The organism is Paraburkholderia sp. BL18I3N2 (genome assembly GCF_003001875.1).
In the GTDB taxonomy this organism is placed as follows: domain Bacteria; phylum Pseudomonadota; class Gammaproteobacteria; order Burkholderiales; family Burkholderiaceae; genus Paraburkholderia; species Paraburkholderia phytofirmans.
The window spans coordinates 125032-141315 of record NZ_PVNC01000010.1 but is presented as its reverse complement, the minus strand read 5'-3'; the positions used below and the strand labels follow the sequence as shown (position 1 = coordinate 141315).

17 protein-coding genes are annotated in these 16284 nt (G+C 64.2%); 4 read left to right on the top strand and 13 right to left on the bottom strand.

Translation table 11 applies throughout. From position 1 onward, the window contains the following. Positions 1-52: 52 nt before the first annotated feature. Positions 53-919, bottom strand: a complete 867-nt coding sequence (locus B0G75_RS24785; RefSeq protein WP_106311729.1) for a MerR family transcriptional regulator — start codon at positions 917-919, stop codon at positions 53-55. Between B0G75_RS24785 and B0G75_RS42050 the strand changes: the two genes are divergently transcribed. Beyond that, entirely contained in the window at positions 918-1118 is a 201-nt protein-coding gene (locus B0G75_RS42050; RefSeq protein WP_106311726.1) for a DUF1176 domain-containing protein, read from the top strand. The two genes, B0G75_RS24785 and B0G75_RS42050, sit on opposite strands and share 2 nt — an antisense overlap. Before the next feature lie 24 nt (positions 1119-1142). Here the strand turns inward: B0G75_RS42050 and B0G75_RS24775 are convergent, their stop codons facing one another. The 8 genes from B0G75_RS24775 to B0G75_RS24745 all read right to left on the bottom strand — a co-directional run bounded on the left by B0G75_RS24775 (position 1143) and on the right by B0G75_RS24745 (position 9084). Beyond that, positions 1143-1736: a GNAT family N-acetyltransferase gene (locus tag B0G75_RS24775; RefSeq protein WP_106311723.1), complete on the bottom strand. Its 594-nt coding sequence runs from the start codon at positions 1734-1736 to the stop codon at positions 1143-1145. A gap of 197 nt (positions 1737-1933) precedes the next feature. Then, a complete protein-coding gene (locus tag B0G75_RS24770) occupies positions 1934-2218 on the bottom strand; it encodes a hypothetical protein (protein WP_106311721.1) in 285 nt (94 codons plus the stop codon). 56 nt (positions 2219-2274) lie between these two features. Next, the gene (locus B0G75_RS41455) at positions 2275-2406 is read right to left on the bottom strand and encodes a hypothetical protein (protein WP_258194668.1); all 132 of its coding nucleotides are present in this window, start codon (positions 2404-2406) and stop codon (positions 2275-2277) included. A 23-nt stretch (positions 2407-2429) separates the two neighbouring features. Then, positions 2430-3326, bottom strand: a complete 897-nt coding sequence (sapR, locus tag B0G75_RS24765; protein WP_106311718.1) for a sap1 transcriptional regulator SapR — start codon at positions 3324-3326, stop codon at positions 2430-2432. A gap of 211 nt (positions 3327-3537) precedes the next feature. After that, on the bottom strand, positions 3538-4425 hold the full coding sequence (locus B0G75_RS24760; RefSeq protein WP_106311715.1) for a DMT family transporter: 888 nt from the start codon (positions 4423-4425) through the stop codon (positions 3538-3540). A 210-nt stretch (positions 4426-4635) separates the two neighbouring features. After that, positions 4636-5712: a TAXI family TRAP transporter solute-binding subunit gene (locus B0G75_RS24755; RefSeq protein WP_106311712.1), complete on the bottom strand. Its 1077-nt coding sequence runs from the start codon at positions 5710-5712 to the stop codon at positions 4636-4638. 193 nt (positions 5713-5905) lie between these two features. Continuing rightward, positions 5906-7168, bottom strand: coding sequence for a hypothetical protein (locus B0G75_RS24750; RefSeq protein WP_106311709.1), 1263 nt, complete (start codon positions 7166-7168; stop codon positions 5906-5908). Between the two features lie 374 nt (positions 7169-7542). After that, complete coding sequence (locus tag B0G75_RS24745) at positions 7543-9084, bottom strand: MDR family MFS transporter (RefSeq protein WP_106311706.1); 1542 nt, start codon at positions 9082-9084, stop codon at positions 7543-7545. Between the two features lie 74 nt (positions 9085-9158). On the opposite strand from B0G75_RS24745, the gene B0G75_RS24740 reads away from it, so the two are divergent. Continuing rightward, positions 9159-9953, top strand: a complete 795-nt coding sequence (locus tag B0G75_RS24740; RefSeq protein WP_106311703.1) for a TetR/AcrR family transcriptional regulator — start codon at positions 9159-9161, stop codon at positions 9951-9953. 94 nt (positions 9954-10047) lie between these two features. Here the strand turns inward: B0G75_RS24740 and B0G75_RS24735 are convergent, their stop codons facing one another. Next, complete coding sequence (locus B0G75_RS24735) at positions 10048-10761, bottom strand: ribonuclease activity regulator RraA (RefSeq protein ID WP_106311700.1); 714 nt, start codon at positions 10759-10761, stop codon at positions 10048-10050. Positions 10762-11240: 479 nt separating this feature from the next. On the opposite strand from B0G75_RS24735, the gene B0G75_RS24725 reads away from it, so the two are divergent. Continuing rightward, positions 11241-11753, top strand: a complete 513-nt coding sequence (locus B0G75_RS24725) for a response regulator (protein WP_106311694.1) — start codon at positions 11241-11243, stop codon at positions 11751-11753. A gap of 135 nt (positions 11754-11888) precedes the next feature. Here the strand turns inward: B0G75_RS24725 and B0G75_RS24720 are convergent, their stop codons facing one another. Together B0G75_RS24720 and B0G75_RS24715 are read right to left on the bottom strand one after the other, a co-directional pair. After that, positions 11889-12461 carry a Fur family transcriptional regulator gene (locus tag B0G75_RS24720; RefSeq protein ID WP_106311691.1) on the bottom strand — a complete coding sequence of 191 codons (573 nt, stop codon included), beginning with the start codon at positions 12459-12461 and terminating at the stop codon, positions 11889-11891. Positions 12462-12594: 133 nt separating this feature from the next. Then, positions 12595-13221 (bottom strand): glutathione S-transferase family protein, encoded by a 627-nt coding sequence (locus B0G75_RS24715; RefSeq protein WP_106311938.1) that lies wholly within the window; start codon positions 13219-13221, stop codon positions 12595-12597. Positions 13222-13435: 214 nt separating this feature from the next. On the opposite strand from B0G75_RS24715, the gene B0G75_RS24710 reads away from it, so the two are divergent. Beyond that, entirely contained in the window at positions 13436-15130 is a 1695-nt protein-coding gene (locus B0G75_RS24710) for an ATP-binding domain-containing protein (protein WP_106311688.1), read from the top strand. Between the two features lie 16 nt (positions 15131-15146). On the opposite strand, the gene B0G75_RS24705 is transcribed toward B0G75_RS24710, so the two are convergent. Beyond that, a complete protein-coding gene (locus B0G75_RS24705) occupies positions 15147-16094 on the bottom strand; it encodes a phosphoribosyltransferase (RefSeq protein WP_106311684.1) in 948 nt (315 codons plus the stop codon). Between the last annotated feature and the right edge of the window lie 190 nt (positions 16095-16284).

Genomic DNA, 16284 nt, shown 5'->3' with positions numbered 1-16284 from the left:
AGGAAGCGGGCGAAGGTGGACGTGAAGGCGAGAGCGAGACTGCGCGCGCAGACTACTTCTTCGTTTTGTCTTTCTTTGTCGCGGCCGCCGCGCCCGCGGCGCCTTCGGCAGGATGCTTTAATTTTTTTTCCATGATCGCCGCGACACGATCGCCCAGGTAATCGCCCGAAGCTTCTTCGAGCGCCCGGTTCATTTCGCTTTCCACCAGCACCATCGCGAGCGGCCGCACGCGCCAGATGGCGTCGACGAGAGCCGGCACATCGGCGGGCGGCGGCAGCGCGTCGGGGTCGTAGCGGTCCAGTTGGCGGACCACCAGATCGACCAGCGCTTTGGCGACCGCGTTGAAATGCGGCCGCGCGATGCCTACGGCGTCGAGCAGGTCGGCAAGCGGAATGCCTTCCTTTGCCATGGTCGCGCCGGCGGCCAGCGCCGTTGGGCTACCCGACACGAACGAGAGGCCGTCGCGCTCCAGCAGACCGAGGTCGACGGCCTTGCCGAGCGCGCTCGGCGAAGCCTTGTCGCCGAACATGTGCAGCAGTTCGATCAGCGAGTATTTTTTCGGCCGCTCGCGCGACCAGCGGCCGCCGATCGCCGTTTCCAGGCCGAGGATGGAGCGCAGGTCGTGGCCTTCGTCGACGGCCATGATCAGATCCTGGATGTTCGCGAGCGTATAGCCGCGTGCGAGCAGATGGTTGATCAGCTTGAGACGCGAAGCATGCGTATCGTCGTACACGCCGACGCGGCCGCGTTTTTCCGGCGGCGCGAGCAGGCCGCGGTCCTGATACGCGCGTACATTGCGCACGGTAGTGTCGGTGACGCGCGCGAGTTCGTCGACGGTGTATTCGTTGCGCGGCGTGGCGCCGGCGGCGTCGTGCGAGTCGGCGGACAAGGGCGGGACAGGAGGCGGCGTGTTGGGCATGGGAGGGATTTTAACGCGGCGGCGCGCGCGGCCGCCAACGCCGCCGCCCGATGCGGGCGATTGCGGCGCGAGCACGGACTGGGCATGGGACGGTAAGTCGTTCAGGGCGTTGAAGCAAAGTGCCATGCCGCGGTGTCGGAGCGTGCCCTCAAACGACTGGCCGGTCACCTACGCGGCGATGTCGCGCAGCCAGCGCTGAGTCGGATATAAGCGCCGCGGCGCTTCAGGCGCGCCCTGCCGACAAATCGTCCGGCACGCTCGAGTCACCCTTGCCGAGCGTGCGCTGCATCAGCGTCGTGTCGAGCCAGCGGCCGTGTTTGAAGCCCACCGCCTTCAACGTGCCCGTCAATTCGAAACCCAACTGCGTATGCAGCGACAGCGAGCCGCCGCTGCCACCGTCCGCGATCACGGCGACCATCTGACGCCACGGTCCGGTTTCGCAGCGCTCGATCAGCGCCTGGAGCAGCACGCGTCCCAGACCTCGGCCGCGATAGGCGTCGTTCACATAGATCGAATCTTCGATGGTGTTGCGATACGCGGCGCGCGGCCGGTAAGGCGTCGCATAGCAATAGCCGGCGACTTCGCCGTCGATCTCCGCCACCATGTACGGCAACCCGTGGCTGCGCACCGACGCAAGCCGCGTGCGCAAGTCGTCGACGGAGGGCGGGATTTCTTCGAACGAGGCGACGCCGGTCAGCACGTGGTGGGCGTAGATCGCCTGAATTGCCGGAAGATCGGCTTCGGTGGCGTCGCGGATCAGCGGGGCGGCCGTGTTCGTCGATCCGGAAGCGGCGGGCGCGGCGTGCGTCATGCTCATACGTGTTCCTGTCGTGGCGATAAATAGGCGGAGACGTTTTACTATGCCCGCCGCGCGCGCGAATTTGAAGCGAGTCAAAAATCGCCACGACGTATGGCGGGTATTCAGCGTTGGCCCATACGCGCGAGCAAGCGTGCTTCAGCAATCACCAGCGCTAGCGAAGACGACGCGCACCACGCTCACCCGTCTGGCACCGCTCAGCTATGCGAGTACGTATCCGGCTGCGTCACATGCCCACGATGATGCCGGTGATACCTGGCCTTATGTTTCGGCTTGGCCTCGGACGTCGGCGCATGCAGTTCGGCGGATTGCTGCGAGGCCGGCCCCGGTTGGGCCTGCGCGCGAGGCGCGGGCGTGGGCTGCGCATGACCCGACGGCAGCGAGCCTTGGCCTTCGCCGAAGCGGAAGGTTTGCGCGGTCTGGGCGTACGCGCCGGCAGAAACCGTCAGGGCGGCAACCGCCAGGCAAATTGAAAACTTCATGGATCCTCCTTCTGAACGAGCCGGTGAGGATACCCGTTTTCCTGACAGTCGGCCGGTCACATCAGACGCAGCGGCCTGCCCGCGCTGTTGTCGATCGGCGGCAACGCGCGGCCTTGCAGATCGGTTTGCCGGTGAGGTTCCACGCCATGCGTGGCAGGCGTGATTTCGATGAGTCGATGCTCGGTCATTGAGGCGAAGGACCTGGCGTGCATCACAGGTCGTCGAATTGATCGAATTCGCTTTGCAGTTCCCGGTTGCGCGCGACGCGTTCGTCGATACGCGGTCCGAGTTTTTCGACGATTGCCGAGATGAGCAGATTGAAGAGGCAGGTGAGCGGCGCGAGCGAATCCCAGAACTGGCCGACGTCGGTTTTCACCTGCAGCAGATCGCCGTCGAATTCGCGCGCCCACGGACAGTAAATGTCGGTGATGAGCGCGAACGGCAGGCCGCGGCGCGTGGCGGCTTCGCAATAGCGGCGCGCGACCTTCGAGTAAGCGCGCGTGTCGGTGACGATCAGATAGGGCGATTCGAAGTCGGAGTTCAGCGAATCGACGTACGAGCCCGACATGCCGTCGGAATAGAACACGCGCGGACGGATGTATTCGAGGTAGCTGTAGAACGCGTTGCTGATGCCGCGCGTGGACTGAATGCCGAGAATGTAGACAGCATCCGCGTTCGAGATGCGCTCGGCCACGCGCGCGAACACCGGCGATTGCGCAAGCTGGTAGACATGCTGGATCGCGCCGATCTCGAGTTCGAGCGAATGGGCGAGCGCCGGGTTGGGCTCGACAGGCGAATCGGCGTCCGGCGAGGCTTCATCGTGTTGGCCGGCGGCGCGGCGGAATGCATCGAGCCGGTCCGTGATCAGCCACGGACGTTCCTGAGCGCCGCGCAGTTCGCGCTTCAGGTCGTCGAGATTCTGATAGCCGATGCTGCGTAGGAAGCGGCCGACCGAAATGCCGCTCGTACCGGCTTGCTGGGCGATCTGGTCGGCGGTTTCGAGGCCGAGCCGGTCGAGATTGGCCAGCATGTAGCTGGCGACGCGCTTGGAAGTGGGCGTGAGTTCGGCAAAGCGGGCTTCGACGGTTTGAGCAAAAGCGGTCGGCATCGTGGTCGCGGCGCTGGGTGGTGGTTAGTCGATCATGAGAATGATGACATATTCAACCGGCCGCCCGCGCCGCGCGGCCTCGAAAATCGCTGCGGCGCATGCCGGCGATACGCCAGGCGCTTGACTGCGGGTACGAACTGCGGGCAATGACGGCGACGCTATGCTGACGATACGCGGGCAATAAGCCTGTATAACGCCCGCTGAACACGCATCAGACTGCCGGCCGCGCCGGAGCCGCGCGCGAGAAGTGCCGCGCGCCCGCCACGCAGCCCACCACGACGACGGTAACCAGAATCATCGCGGGCGGCACCTGCTCGTGCAGCAGCAGTCCTGCTAGCAGCAGGCCGAAGAACGGCTGCAGCAACTGCAACTGCCCGACGCCCGCAATGCCGCCGAGCGCGAGGCCGCGATACCAGAACACGAAACCGATCAGCATGCTGAAGAGCGACACATAGGCGAGGCCCCAGAGCGACGCTTGACTGACGCCGTCGAACGACGCGGGCCGTGTCCATACCGCGAGTGGCAGCATGAGCGGCAGCGACAGCACGAGCGCCCAGGAAATTACTTGCCAGCCGCCGAGGTGGCGCGACAGGCGCGCGCCTTCCGCATAGCCGAGCCCGCATGCGACGATGGCGGCCAGCATCAACGCGTCGCCGATCGGCGATGCTTCGAGGCCGTGACGCAGGGCAAACGCCACCACCGCGCCGCTGCCGAGCGCCGAGAACAGCCAGAAAGCCGGTTGTGGACGCTCGCCGCCGCGAAGCACGCCGAAGATCGCTGTGGCGAGCGGCAGGAGGCCGACGAACACCACGGCATGCGCCGCGCTGATGTGGCGCAGCGCCAGCGCCGTCAGTAGCGGAAAGCCGATTACCACGCCGAGAGCGACGATCACGAGCGGAATCAGATCACGACGGGACGGTCGCGCCTCGCGGAATACGAGCAGGAGCAGCAGACCGAGCGTGCCGGCAATCGTCGCGCGGGCGACAGTCAGGAATAGCGGGTCGAGGCCTTGCACGGCGACGCGCGTGGCCGGCAACGAGCCGCTGAAGATCAATACCCCTATGAAGCCGCTCAGCCAGCCGTTTGTCGTTTTGTCCATCGGGAGAGTCCATGCGCAGGAAGAGCTTGATAGCATCCGCTATCCGGCCATGGACGTTAAGGTACGGATCGGTGCAAATCTTCCAAACTGTACCGAGGAATAGGGCGGTACAGCGGTCGGGCCGACGCAACGCGGAACGCGGGCGTCGGACATCTCGCGATCAACGCATGCAGCCTTGCTGGGCGTGATGAGGTCGGCAGTGCGACGAACTTACTTGCACAGCAGAAGCAAGCGCTCCTGATCCGTACACGTCGGGCGCGGTTTCGGCGTGCCCTGTTGTGCCGCCGTAGCGCTCATCGCGGCGCTCTTGTTCGTGAGACATGCGCGCAGATGCTTCTCGACCGGCGAGTAGTATTTCCAACCGCGCACGAGCGGCGGCAACTCCAGCTTCACCTGCTTCCATTTCGGATGCCCGTGCTCCTGGAGATTGTCGAAGTTGGCACAGAGCGAGTCGGCAAAGTGATTCAGATTGCCGACGGTGTCGCGCAGGCCATAGTCGTAGGTGACGAGAAATGCTTTGACGGTCAGCGCGGGTACATCTTCCTTGAGCCAGGCCGGATAGCTGGTCGCGCGGATCGTCGTGGGGAAATAGGTTTGTTTCGCGCGGGTGGTTTCGGAGGCGGCCGGATCGGCCTTCAGAAGACGGATCTGCTGCAACAGGTCGGGATTCATGTCGTTGAACAGTTTGGCCGGCTGTCCGACCACGATGATCGCGACATCCACTTTCTTCACGATCAACGCGGCCAACGCATCTTCGTTGCTCAGATGCTGGATGTTCTGCTCGGGAATCGCCTGGCCGAACATCAGGTGATAGAGCGTCGTGGCCGTCTGCGCGGTACCGCTGCCGATCAGGCCGACGCTAATGCTTTTGTCCTTGATATCGGCGAGCGTTTTCAGCGGCGAGTCCGCGCGCACCACGACGTTAATTTCCTCGTCGTAAAGCGGCATGATGAGCCGCAGCGGCCGGATCGCCGTGCCGGCGTCGGCGTTGCCGGCGTTGGCCATGTCGATGTAAGCCTGATACACGTCGGATTGCACGAGCGCCAGTTTCACGCCTGGCTCGAAGCGCATGCGTTGCACGTTTTCAGCCGAGCCCTTCGACGCCATGACTTCCAGGTCGATGCCCGCTGGTTGCGCAACCCATTTCGACAGATCCTGGCCGATCTGGATATACGTTCCCCGTTCCGGACCGGTGACGATCTTGTAATGCGCCGGCTCCGCGCAGGCCAGTGAAGACACGACCATCAGCGCCAGCCCCAGCCATCCCGCGAGAAGTCTCTTCAGCATGGTCTCTCTACCTATCGGTCAGGTTCGTATGACTTCGCGCGTCGGTGCGCGTGAAGCACCAGTGAGCCGGATTGCCATGTCATGTTCTATGTGCGGCGCCTGCCACGTCCGTCTGTTACCTCTCAAACCAAACGCGCTGATACGTGTGATTCTCTGGCAGATTCGTGATGCGATTCGGTATCCAAACTATCTGTCACTGGCTCGGTGAATTACCCGTGGCGGGCTTCGCGGCATTCGTCGCCGGATGTTTCCAGCCGGAGTCCTTGATGGCGCGTTCGCGCGCCTCGACGCTATTGCCGTCCGGCGCCGCGGTGGTGGACCGTGGGGCGGCCACCACGACTTCGCCGTTCCGCGGGGTGCCTTTGGGCAGTGGAGTCTGCAGTTGAATCGCCTGCTGTGGCGACGCAGCGGTTTGCGCTTGCGCCGACGGTTTGCCTTGTGGCGGCGCGCTTGCCGCGCCACGCCGGTTGAGCGGCGCCCAGCCAGTCTCGCGAATCACGCGTTCAAGTATGGACTTCGCCGCGTCGCTGCCGGTGTCGATCGCGAGCGCTTCGTTGGCGTACTGGCGTGCGCAGGACCACGACTGCTGCGCGGCGCAAGTTTGCGCGGCCTGCAACGCGGCGTCGCGGCGGGCGGTCAGCGGCTTCAATTCCGTCGCGAGGTCTTCCGCGTCGGAATTGCCCGGTTGCATCGTTTGCGCGACGCCGAGAGCGGCTTGCGCCGCAGAGAGATCGTTGGCCCGGGAGGCGAGACGGGCCGCCTGCACGGCTTGCGCGGCATCGCGGAACTGCGGCGCGGGCTTGGCGGGCACAGCGGCCACCGGCGGCGCGACGGGCGTCGCCGGGATCACCTGTGCCGGCTTTGCGGGATTGACGGACGTGGCGGGTTTGCCCACCGCGCCAGCCTGGTTGGCCGACTGAGTCGGCGCATACAGTGCGATCGTGCCGGTCGTCGTTCTGGCATCCTGAGTAGTTTCACTTTCGGCGGACTGCTCGCTATTGCCGCCCGACAAATCGTGACCGCTGAATAGCGCATATCCGACATACGCCAGGCCGATTACGACGACCGCCCCAATGGCATAGAGCATTTTACGAAGCGAGATTGCGCCGCGGCCTGCCGCATTGGGCAGTGCGGGCAGCGGCTGAATTGGCCTGTCCTGTGAAACGAGTGCGGACACAGGCATCGCTGCCTCGGCATGAGCCGGTTCGCCCATGAACACCGCACGCGTCGTGGGGTCGGTTTCATCGGCTGTCGCCGGGTCGAGGCTATTCTTCTGCGCTACTTTATGCGTGGCGCTCGCGCGGCTGCCTGGAATTACGGTGCGTTTGTGCGGACCCGCGTCGAGTGGATGCGCCGCGCCGCAGTAGGGGCAATAGTCGACTTGCCGGTACAGTGCGCCGCCACACCGCTTGCAAGGCGTCGGAAAACTGTGGCCGAGTAGTGTCTGGGTGGACATGCTGTGGACCCACCTTTGGAAAACGATGCCATTACGGCATGTTCCAGATCATGTTGAAGCGGGAGCGATGTCCGCGGAAATCACGATCCACATGCGCCGGAGAGTCTTGGGCGGCCGCCCACGCTTGCGCTGCCGCTGGTTGCAATATGTGGGGTTTCAATCAGAACGTCAATCGCCGTTCCTACCTATCTTATGTGCGCCAGCGAACATTTGTAGGTGGGACGAAATAGCCGCTATATCGGCAGGACGAACGGGTGCAGGGGTTTTTTCACACGAATCGAGCGAAGGCGAAAACAGAACGAGGTCGGCGCGCATGGCGTCCGACCTCGACATTAAGCGCTTGCATCAAGCGACTGAGGAAAGCGGGAAAAGAGTCAATGTTTGCGCAGCGGATGATCCTTCAGCAGCCATGCGAGCGCGAAAGCCAGCACCACCACGCAAGCAGCAGAACGGTATACCGTGTGCAACGCGCCCGCGAATGCTTGCAGATAATCGTCGCGCAACGCTTGCGGCAATGCGTGGATCGCGGCAGGGCCGAGCGCGTGCGGCAACTCGGTGTCGGGCGGGATCAGTTTTTCGAGGCGCGCGGCGAGGCCGTTGGAAAACACGGCGCCGAAGCTGGCCACGCCGATCGATCCGCCGATCGAGCGAAACAGTGTCGCGCCCGAAGTGGCCACGCCCATATGCTTGAACTCGACGGTGTTCTGCACCGCGAGAATCAGTACCTGCATCACCATGCCGAGGCCGCAGCCGAGAATGCCCATGTCGATATACATCACATGAATCGGCGTGCTGATCTGCAGGCGTGCGAGCAGCAGCATCGCCACCGCCACGAGAAACGTGCCCGCGATCGGGAACATGCGGTACTTGCCGATCTTGCTGATCACCCGGCCGGTCACCATCGACATCAGGAACAGACCGCCCATCATCGGCAGCATCTGCATGCCGGCTTCCGATGGCGTCGAGCCTTTGACCACCTGCAAATACAACGGCAGGAACGTCACCGAGCCGAACAGCGATACGCCGATGATGAAGCCGATCAGGCTGCTCAGCAAAAACGTGCGCTGCCTGAAGAGTTCGAGCGGCATGATCGGTTCGACCGCGCTGCGTTCTTCGTGGATGAAACCCCAGATCGCTACCAGCCCCATGCCCAGCGTGAACCAGAGTTGCGGCGACGACCACGGCAGGATCGTGCCACCCTGGCTCGTGAACAGGATGATGCAGGTGAGGGCGCCGGCGAGGAATGCGGCGCCCATGTAGTCGATAGTGTGCTTCACCTGGCGAACGTGCGGCTTGAAGACTGCGCCGATCACGACGAGCGAGACGATGCCGAGCGGCAGATTGATGTAGAAGATCCAGCGCCACGAGAGATGCTCGACGAGAAAGCCGCCGAGCAGCGGGCCGATCACGGTTGCGAGACCGAACACGCCGCCGAACACGCCCTGATAACGGCCGCGCTCAGCGGGCGGAATCACATCGGCGATGGCGGCCATCGTCACTACCAGCAAGCCGCCGCCGCCCAGGCCTTGCAGCGCGCGCAGCACGATGAGCTGCGTCATGTCCTGCGCGACGCCGCACAACGCGGAGCCGACCAGGAACACGATGATCGCCGTCTGCAGGACGATCTTGCGGCCGAACAGATCGCCGAATTTGCCGTACAGCGGCACGACGATAGTCGAGCTGAGCAGGTAGGCCGTCACCACCCATGACAGATTATTGAGGCCGCCCAGTTCGCCGACGATAGTCGGCAGCGCTGTCGAAACGATTGTCTGATCGAGCGCGGCGAGCAGCATGACCAGCAGCAGCGCCGGAAACAGCAGGCGGATCGGCGGGTGATCGGCTGTGTGGGCGGGCGCGGTTGCCTGCGCGTGCGGCTGCGCCAGTTCGGCGGGGCGTGTCGTGGTCGATTGGTCCATGGCATCACGGATTGAAATTAATTAATTCGGAGATTAATATATGCGACATCGCATCACCAGTCAAATTGAATGCAATGGCAAGGATTCCGTCCGACGATCGAAAGGTGAAAAGCACGCTGCCTGGTACGGCTGCAGTGAAGGTTCGCAAGGCGCGTTCCGCGCCAGGGCGGAGTGCCGAAGCCCACGCAGGCGTATCGTCGATAAAACCGGAGGCGGCGGCCGCGCCCGCGCGGCGTCCCGGCAGACCTTCCGGCGCCGCGCGCGGGCCGGCGCAGCGCAACCGCCTGCTCGACGCCGCGCTCGTGCTGTTCGCGCGGCAGGGCATCGTCGATACCACGCTTGGGGAGATTGCCCGCGAGGCCGGTTTTACGCCGGCGATGATGCATTACTACTTCAAGACGCGCGATCAACTGCTCGACGTGTTGATCGACGAACGTTTCGCGCCGCTGCGCGCGGGGCTAGGCGTACCTTTCCAGGAAAATCCCGACGACCCGGTCGCGGCTATCACGCAGCTCGCGCAGCGGCTGGTGCAGGTGGCCGCCGAGCATCCGTGGTTTCCGTCGCTGTGGGTGCGCGAAGTGATCAGCGACGGCGGCCTGTTGCGCCAGCGTATGCACGAGCGCTTCGGCAACGCGCATCAGAAGGCGTCGCTGTCGGCCATTGCCCGGTGGCAGAAGGAAGGGCGGCTGAACGCGGAGCTGGAACCCGCGCTCGTCTTCGTCACGTTACTTGGACTGACGATTTTGCCGCTGGCCACGTCGAAGCTGTGGTGCAACGATCCGCTTCGCCGCAATATCGGCGGCGCGGAAATCGCGCGGCATGCCGTGGCTTTGCTGGTGCAAGGTATCGGCCCGAAGAAAGCCGATTGACGGCCGGCGGCGCTCTCTGAACCGTACCGGCGTCTCGCGGGTGCGATCAACCATCAACCATCGTCCATCGCCGCGCCACACGGTTTTTTCACGCTTACCGTTTTTCTTTCCACGCCGCATAAGCGGCTTTGGTCGCTTCGTTCGGCGGGTAAGTGCCTGGCAATGCGGCGCCGTCACGAATCCGCTCGGTCAGAAACACTTCGAGTTGCTCCTGTTCGGCAGCGGCTTGCGCGACCTCTGCCGCCATCTTGAGCGGAATCACCACCACACCGTCCGCGTCGCCGACGATTACGTCGCCTGGAAACACCGCGACGCCGCCGCAGCCGATCGGCACATTGATGTCCACCGCGTGATGGCGAATCAGATTGGGCGGCGCGCTCGCCCCCGCGCAGAACACGGGAATGCCGAGCGCGGCGATCGTCGTGCTGTCCCGCACCGGGCCGTCGGACACCATGCCCGCCACGCCGCGAACCTGCAAGCGTTGCGTCAGGATCGAACCGAACGACGCGCTGCCGCGCTCGCCGCGGCAATCCTGCACGAGCACATGGCCGGCCGGAATCGTTTCGACGCACTTGCGCTGCGCGTACTCGGGATCGGCAAACAGTTCGAGCACGTCGATGTCTTCACGCGATGGAATGTTGCGCAGCGTGAACGCCGGCCCGACCAGATTCGCGCCGTTGTGCGCGGCGAGCGGCGCGACGCCTTGCATGAATGTATTGCGCAGGCCGCGCTTGAATAGTTGGGTGGTCAGCGTAGCGGTGCTAACCCGGCGGAGTGCTTCGAGCGTGGCGGAGTCGAGATCGGACATGGTGTCGGACGGCCTCAAGGTTGGTAGCGCAAACGGGTCGTGGCGACCGCATGGCGCGCGGCGCCGCAGCGACGCAAAGTTCGATGCGTCTCGCCCATACGATGATAGCGCCCCGCTCAGCGAGCACAGCCAATCTGCGCGCGCGGCACATTCGTACGATGGCGAGACCGGCGAGGCACGCAACATGCTACTGGAGGTGTGGATGTGAAATGCAGGCAGCATCGATCAGGTTGCCGGTATCGCACACGAACAGGAATGGGAAAAGAAACGTCTGGCGGGAAGGTCGTGCTAACGGGGTTTTGCGCGAGCCGCCACGGCGAATCGGGTCGGCATCGGAGAGCCGTGACTGTGGCGCCGATGGCCGGTTTTTCATAGGCGTGCAATTTTGGCGCGTTACTGTGCGCGCGCGTTGGCGTCCAGGCCATGCTTTACAATCTTGGGCCTGGTTGCAACTCCGCGCATGAAATCGAGTCGGAACCATGAACAGCAATAGCGCAGCCGCGCAAATCGGCGGCAAGCAGCAGGGCGAAACGTTGGCCAAGTCGGACGGCCTAACCGGTTTTTTAGAGCAACAACGCAAAATGAACGGAGCATTGAGACTCGATCAGGCCACGATCGTGCTCGTAGAAGACGACCCGGACAGCCGGGAATCGTTGACCTTATTACTCGAAGCAGAAGGTGCGCATGTCGTCGCGGTGGCGGATGCGGAAGAGGGCGTGGAGGCGGCGCTGCGATTGTTGCCCGACGCCGTGGTGTGCGACCTGGAACTGCCCGCCATGGACGGTTTCTACCTGATCCAGCGCTTGCGCGATCACGAGATTCGCGGCGACCACCCGCCCTCGGTTGCGGTGGCGCTCACCGGCCACACTGACGACGCTTATCGCTTACGCAGCATCGGCGAAGGCTTCCAGCATTTCATGACCAAGCCGGCTTTGCCCGAAGATCTCGTGACACTGCTGCATGACGCGATTGACGCTCGCGCAGCAGGCTGATTTAGCGCTTCGATTCAGCCGACGAATTCGCGGCGCCGCGTGACAGCCGCGCCGCGAGACGCCGCATCTTCAGATGCCGGGCTTGATGGCAAAGCAGGGTCGAGTGCGTTTCGCGATCGTTGCCGAACGTTGAGGTCACTTGACGGCGACGGGTGTCCCCGACTCCTTGCTCGACGCCGCAGCTTCCAGCGCCTGACAGGCCGCACACAATCCCTTCAACTCGATTTCATCGCTCGCGAGACGGTAGCCCGAGTCTTCGATTTGCGCGACTAGCGCCTGGCGCAGTTTCGGCTGATGCAATTCGGTGACGTTGCCGCATTGCTGGCACACCACCAGGATGCCGTGCTGGCATTGCGTCAGATCGTGGCAGACGGTGAAGGCATTGATCGATTCGATCCGATGCACGAGCCCCGCCGAGAGCAGAAAGTCCAACGCCCGGTACACCGTGGGCGGCGCCGAGCCAGGATGGATCTGGCGCATCTCGTCGAGCAGCGAATACGCTTTGGTGGCGCGCCCGGAATTCAGCAGCAATTCGAGCACTTTGCGGCGGATCGGCGTGAGTTTTTCGCCGCGTTCGCGGCAATATTCTTCCGCGAGTGTGAGTGCGGCTTCCTGCGAAACACCGTGCGTGTGCCCCGGCTCATGTGAGTGAGCGGAGGCGGCGGAGGTGGCTTTGTCGGCGGTCGCGGCGGGCTTGGCGGTCTTCATGCATCGATTATAAAGGCCATCGCGTCCGGCTGTGCCGGCGCGCAATTCGTCCCGCCGCCGCCTTGGCGATGGCGCCGCATGATCAGGCAGTTCGGCGCGTGACCGGAGCATCGGCCACGCACCGCTCGATGGCTCAGGTCAGTGGGAAATCCACGTACTTCTTGAACCCCGTGCGCGTCGCAATACGCGAATACCAGCGTTCCAGATTCGGCAGCGGCGGACGCGTCACGCCGTCGAGCCCGAACCAGCGTTTGGCGTACGCGCCGATCACGATGTCGGCGAGCGTAAACTTCTCCCCTTCGAGGAAGAAGCGCCCTTGCAGATGCGTGTCCAGCATGCGCCATAGCGTAGTGACGGCGTCGAAATCGGCGGCGAGTTTGGCGGCGTCGCGCCCGGCGGCGGGCGTGCGCACGAGCGCCCAGAACACCGGACGCTCGGCGGGTTGCAGCGTGGACAACGACCAGTCCAGCCAGCGATCGATGCTGGCGCGCGCTTTCGGCTCCGCCGGGTACAGCAGGCTGGCTTCGCCGTACTGCATCACCAGATAGCGCAGGATCGAGTTCGATTCCCACAGCACGAAGTCGTCGTCGACCAGCGTCGGGATCTTGCCGGTCGGGTTCATCGCGAGATAGCCGGCTTCGTTGTTACGGCCGAATTGCAGGCCCGCGTCGACACGGTCATACGGCAGCACCAGCTCATCGCAGCACCACAACACTTTCTGGACGTTGACCGAATTGGCGCGTCCCCAGATCGTAATCATCCGGTAAATCCTTATTTTTACGTTGGCAAGCCGCGCCCTTCGCGCGGCGTTCAGCCAGTAACGATACACGATGAGCGCAATCTTGCGCATCGCGGCGCCGCAACCGGCCGCCTGAAACGTGGCGGCGGGCACGTCCGAAAACGACGCCCCGCATCCATTCGGCTATGCGCGCGCGTTGCGTACAATGAGCCCACCCGAATCCGACGAGGCACGCATGGCCCGCATTGTTCCCGACGACTGGAAGAGCCTCGCCGCGACCGGCGCGGCGGCCCGCGAACGCGAAACGCTGGCGTTGCTGGAAGAGACGCTGCCCGATGGCTACACCGTTTATCACGGCGTGCACTGGACGCGCCTGAACCAGAACTTCTCGGTGTTCGGCGAAGCCGACTTCGTGATCGTCAGTCCGGCCGGACGCGTGATGATCGTCGAACAGAAAACCGGCTTTCTGCGCGAAACGCCGAAAGGGCTCGTCAAGGTCTATCTGCAAACCGAGCGCAACGTGGCGATCGCGCTCGCGCACACCATCGAAAGTCTGCATCGGCGCTTTACCGCCGCGTTCGGCGCGGGCACGTATTTCGTCGAGGAATTGCTGTATTGCCCGGACCACATCGTCAAGGACGCGGCGATCGCCGGCGTGAACCCCGCGCGGATCGTCGATGCAACGCGTAAAGACAGGCTCGCGGCGATCATCCGCGAAGCCTTGCCCGCAGATGAGCCACGTCTAGCCTGCGCGCCGAAAATTCACCACTTCCTCGCCGACGAACTGGCGCTCACTCCCGACGCCAGCGCGCTGGTCGGCCAGGCGGGCACGCTCGTCACGCGTCTCGCGGGCGGTCTCGCGACCTGGGCGCGGCGGCTCGAATTCGCGCCGTTCCGGCTGCGCGTGATCGGCACGGCCGGCTCGGGCAAGACGCAACTCGCGGTGCAAGTGATGAAGGACGCGGTGGCGCGCGGCCAGACGCCGCTATACGTGTGCTTCAACCGGCCGCTGGCGGATCACATCGCGCGAGTCGCGCCGCCCGAAGCGAAGGTGGCGAACTATCACCAGCTCTGCGACTGGATCGCGCGCGACGCGGGCCGCGCACCGGATTTTCAGGCGGGCGATGTCTTCGATCAGCTCGAAACCACGTTCGCCGGCACGCCGATCGATCCGCGCTGGCAATTTGACGTGCTGATCGTCGACGAAGGGCAGGACTTCCAGCAGCCGTGGGTGGCGGCACTCGAGCGTCTGTTGCGCCCCAACGCCGCGTGGTGGTGGCTCGAAGATCCGCTGCAGAATCTGTATATGCGTGAACCCGTCGCGCTACCGGGCTGGACCACGCTGAAGGAAACCACCAACTATCGCAGTCCGCGCGACATTCTCGATTATGTGCGCGACGTGGTCGGCGCATCGGTTCCGGTCGCCGCCGCGCTCGCGTCGGGCAGTCCATTCGACGGCTCGGACATTTCGCTCTCGGTCTACGACGAAGCGAATGCCGCCGAAGGCAGCATCGAGGCCACCAAGCGCGCGATCACGCAGGCGCTCTCGCTCGGCTTTCGCAAGCAGGACATCGTGGTGCTGTCGTTTCGCGGCCGCGAAGGCTCGGCGATGAGCGCACTGGATCATCTCGGGCCGCATCGGCTGCGCAGTTTCACTGGCAAGTACGATCTGTTCGGCAGCCCGGAGTACCGCGAAGGCGACGTGCTGTTCGAGTCGATTTACCGCTTCAAAGGGCAGGCGGCGCCGTGCGTGATTTTTACGGAGATCGACTTCGCGACTTTCGACGAACGCATCGCGCGCAAGCTGTTTGTCGGCGCCACGCGCGCGACGATGAAGCTGATCGTCGTCGCGTCGCAGCGCGCCGCGCGGCACCTGCATTTGCGCGGCGGCAAGGAGAGCCGCGAAGTAAAGGAAGCGAAAGAGGTCTAGCGCCCGGACGCTCGGGTCACGTCCACGCACGCGCGCCGACCAGCATGCCGGTTTGCGTGTGCGCGTCCCACCAGATCACCCGCAAGAGCGGCGCTTGCTGTGCGATCAGCAGCGCCTGCACCGGATCGCTCTCGATGAAATGCGTGACGCCGCCGCGCAATGCGGCCGCGGCTTTGTGCGCGGCGCTGCCGGCGGGACTTTCATCGTGCGTGTCGGGCGTGCGCATCACCAGTTGCAGATGGCCGAAGCCGTGCCGCGCGAGCCACGTTTCGGTGCGCGCGCGATCCAGCTCCGGCCGGCCGGTGATGATCGTGCGAACCTGCTGCAAGTCGATGTCCGGCAGTTCCTCGAACGGCAGCAGCGCATCGCGTTCGGCAAGCGCGGCGGCCAGATCTTCGTCGTAACGCGCGAGCGGCACGTCGGGCAGCAGAATGCCGTCGAGGTCGATCGCGTAGGTCGCGTATTCGTGATCGTCGGCCATCGCGGGCGCGGCGCCTGATTCGACGCGCGCCCAGTCGTCGCGATAACGCTCGGTGTACGCCTGGCGCTCCCACGGAAACAGCGCGAAGTAGCCGCGCGCGTCGATCGCATAGTCGGGCTGAGTGCGGCTCAACTCGTCGACGGCGCCGGTCAGGGTCTTGACCACGATGCCCTGCTGCTGAAGAAACGCGATGCAATCGGTCAGCGTAAAACCGCGCCCGGCGATGTCCTCGCACAGCAGCACGGTCGAGCCCGCGGGCGGGACGGGCAGCGTCGAATCCCAGGCGACTGTGCGCGTCAGGCGGTCGTAGCGCAGAAACGCGACCGGCGTGCCGACGGCATGCGAGACCATCAGCGCGAGCGGCGCGCCGCCACGCAGAATGCCGATCGCCATCACGAAGCGCTCCGCCAGCAAGGCAGGTTGCAGCGATTCGATCCAGTGGTCGAGTTGTTCGTACGTCAGGGGCAAAACCGGCTTGTTCATGACTCGTAGGGCGTCGCGTGGCGCATGTGGGGCGAGCGTCTCTGACGCGGGAGCGGCAAGCGGCGCGCGTGGCCACGAGCCCCCGTTTTTGAGACAAAGAATTTTGGCGATATTATGCATGCGGTTCAAAGATCGCGCGTCGGGGTGACGCGCGGTACCCGATGCGCGACGCGAGACCGCGGCCGATGCA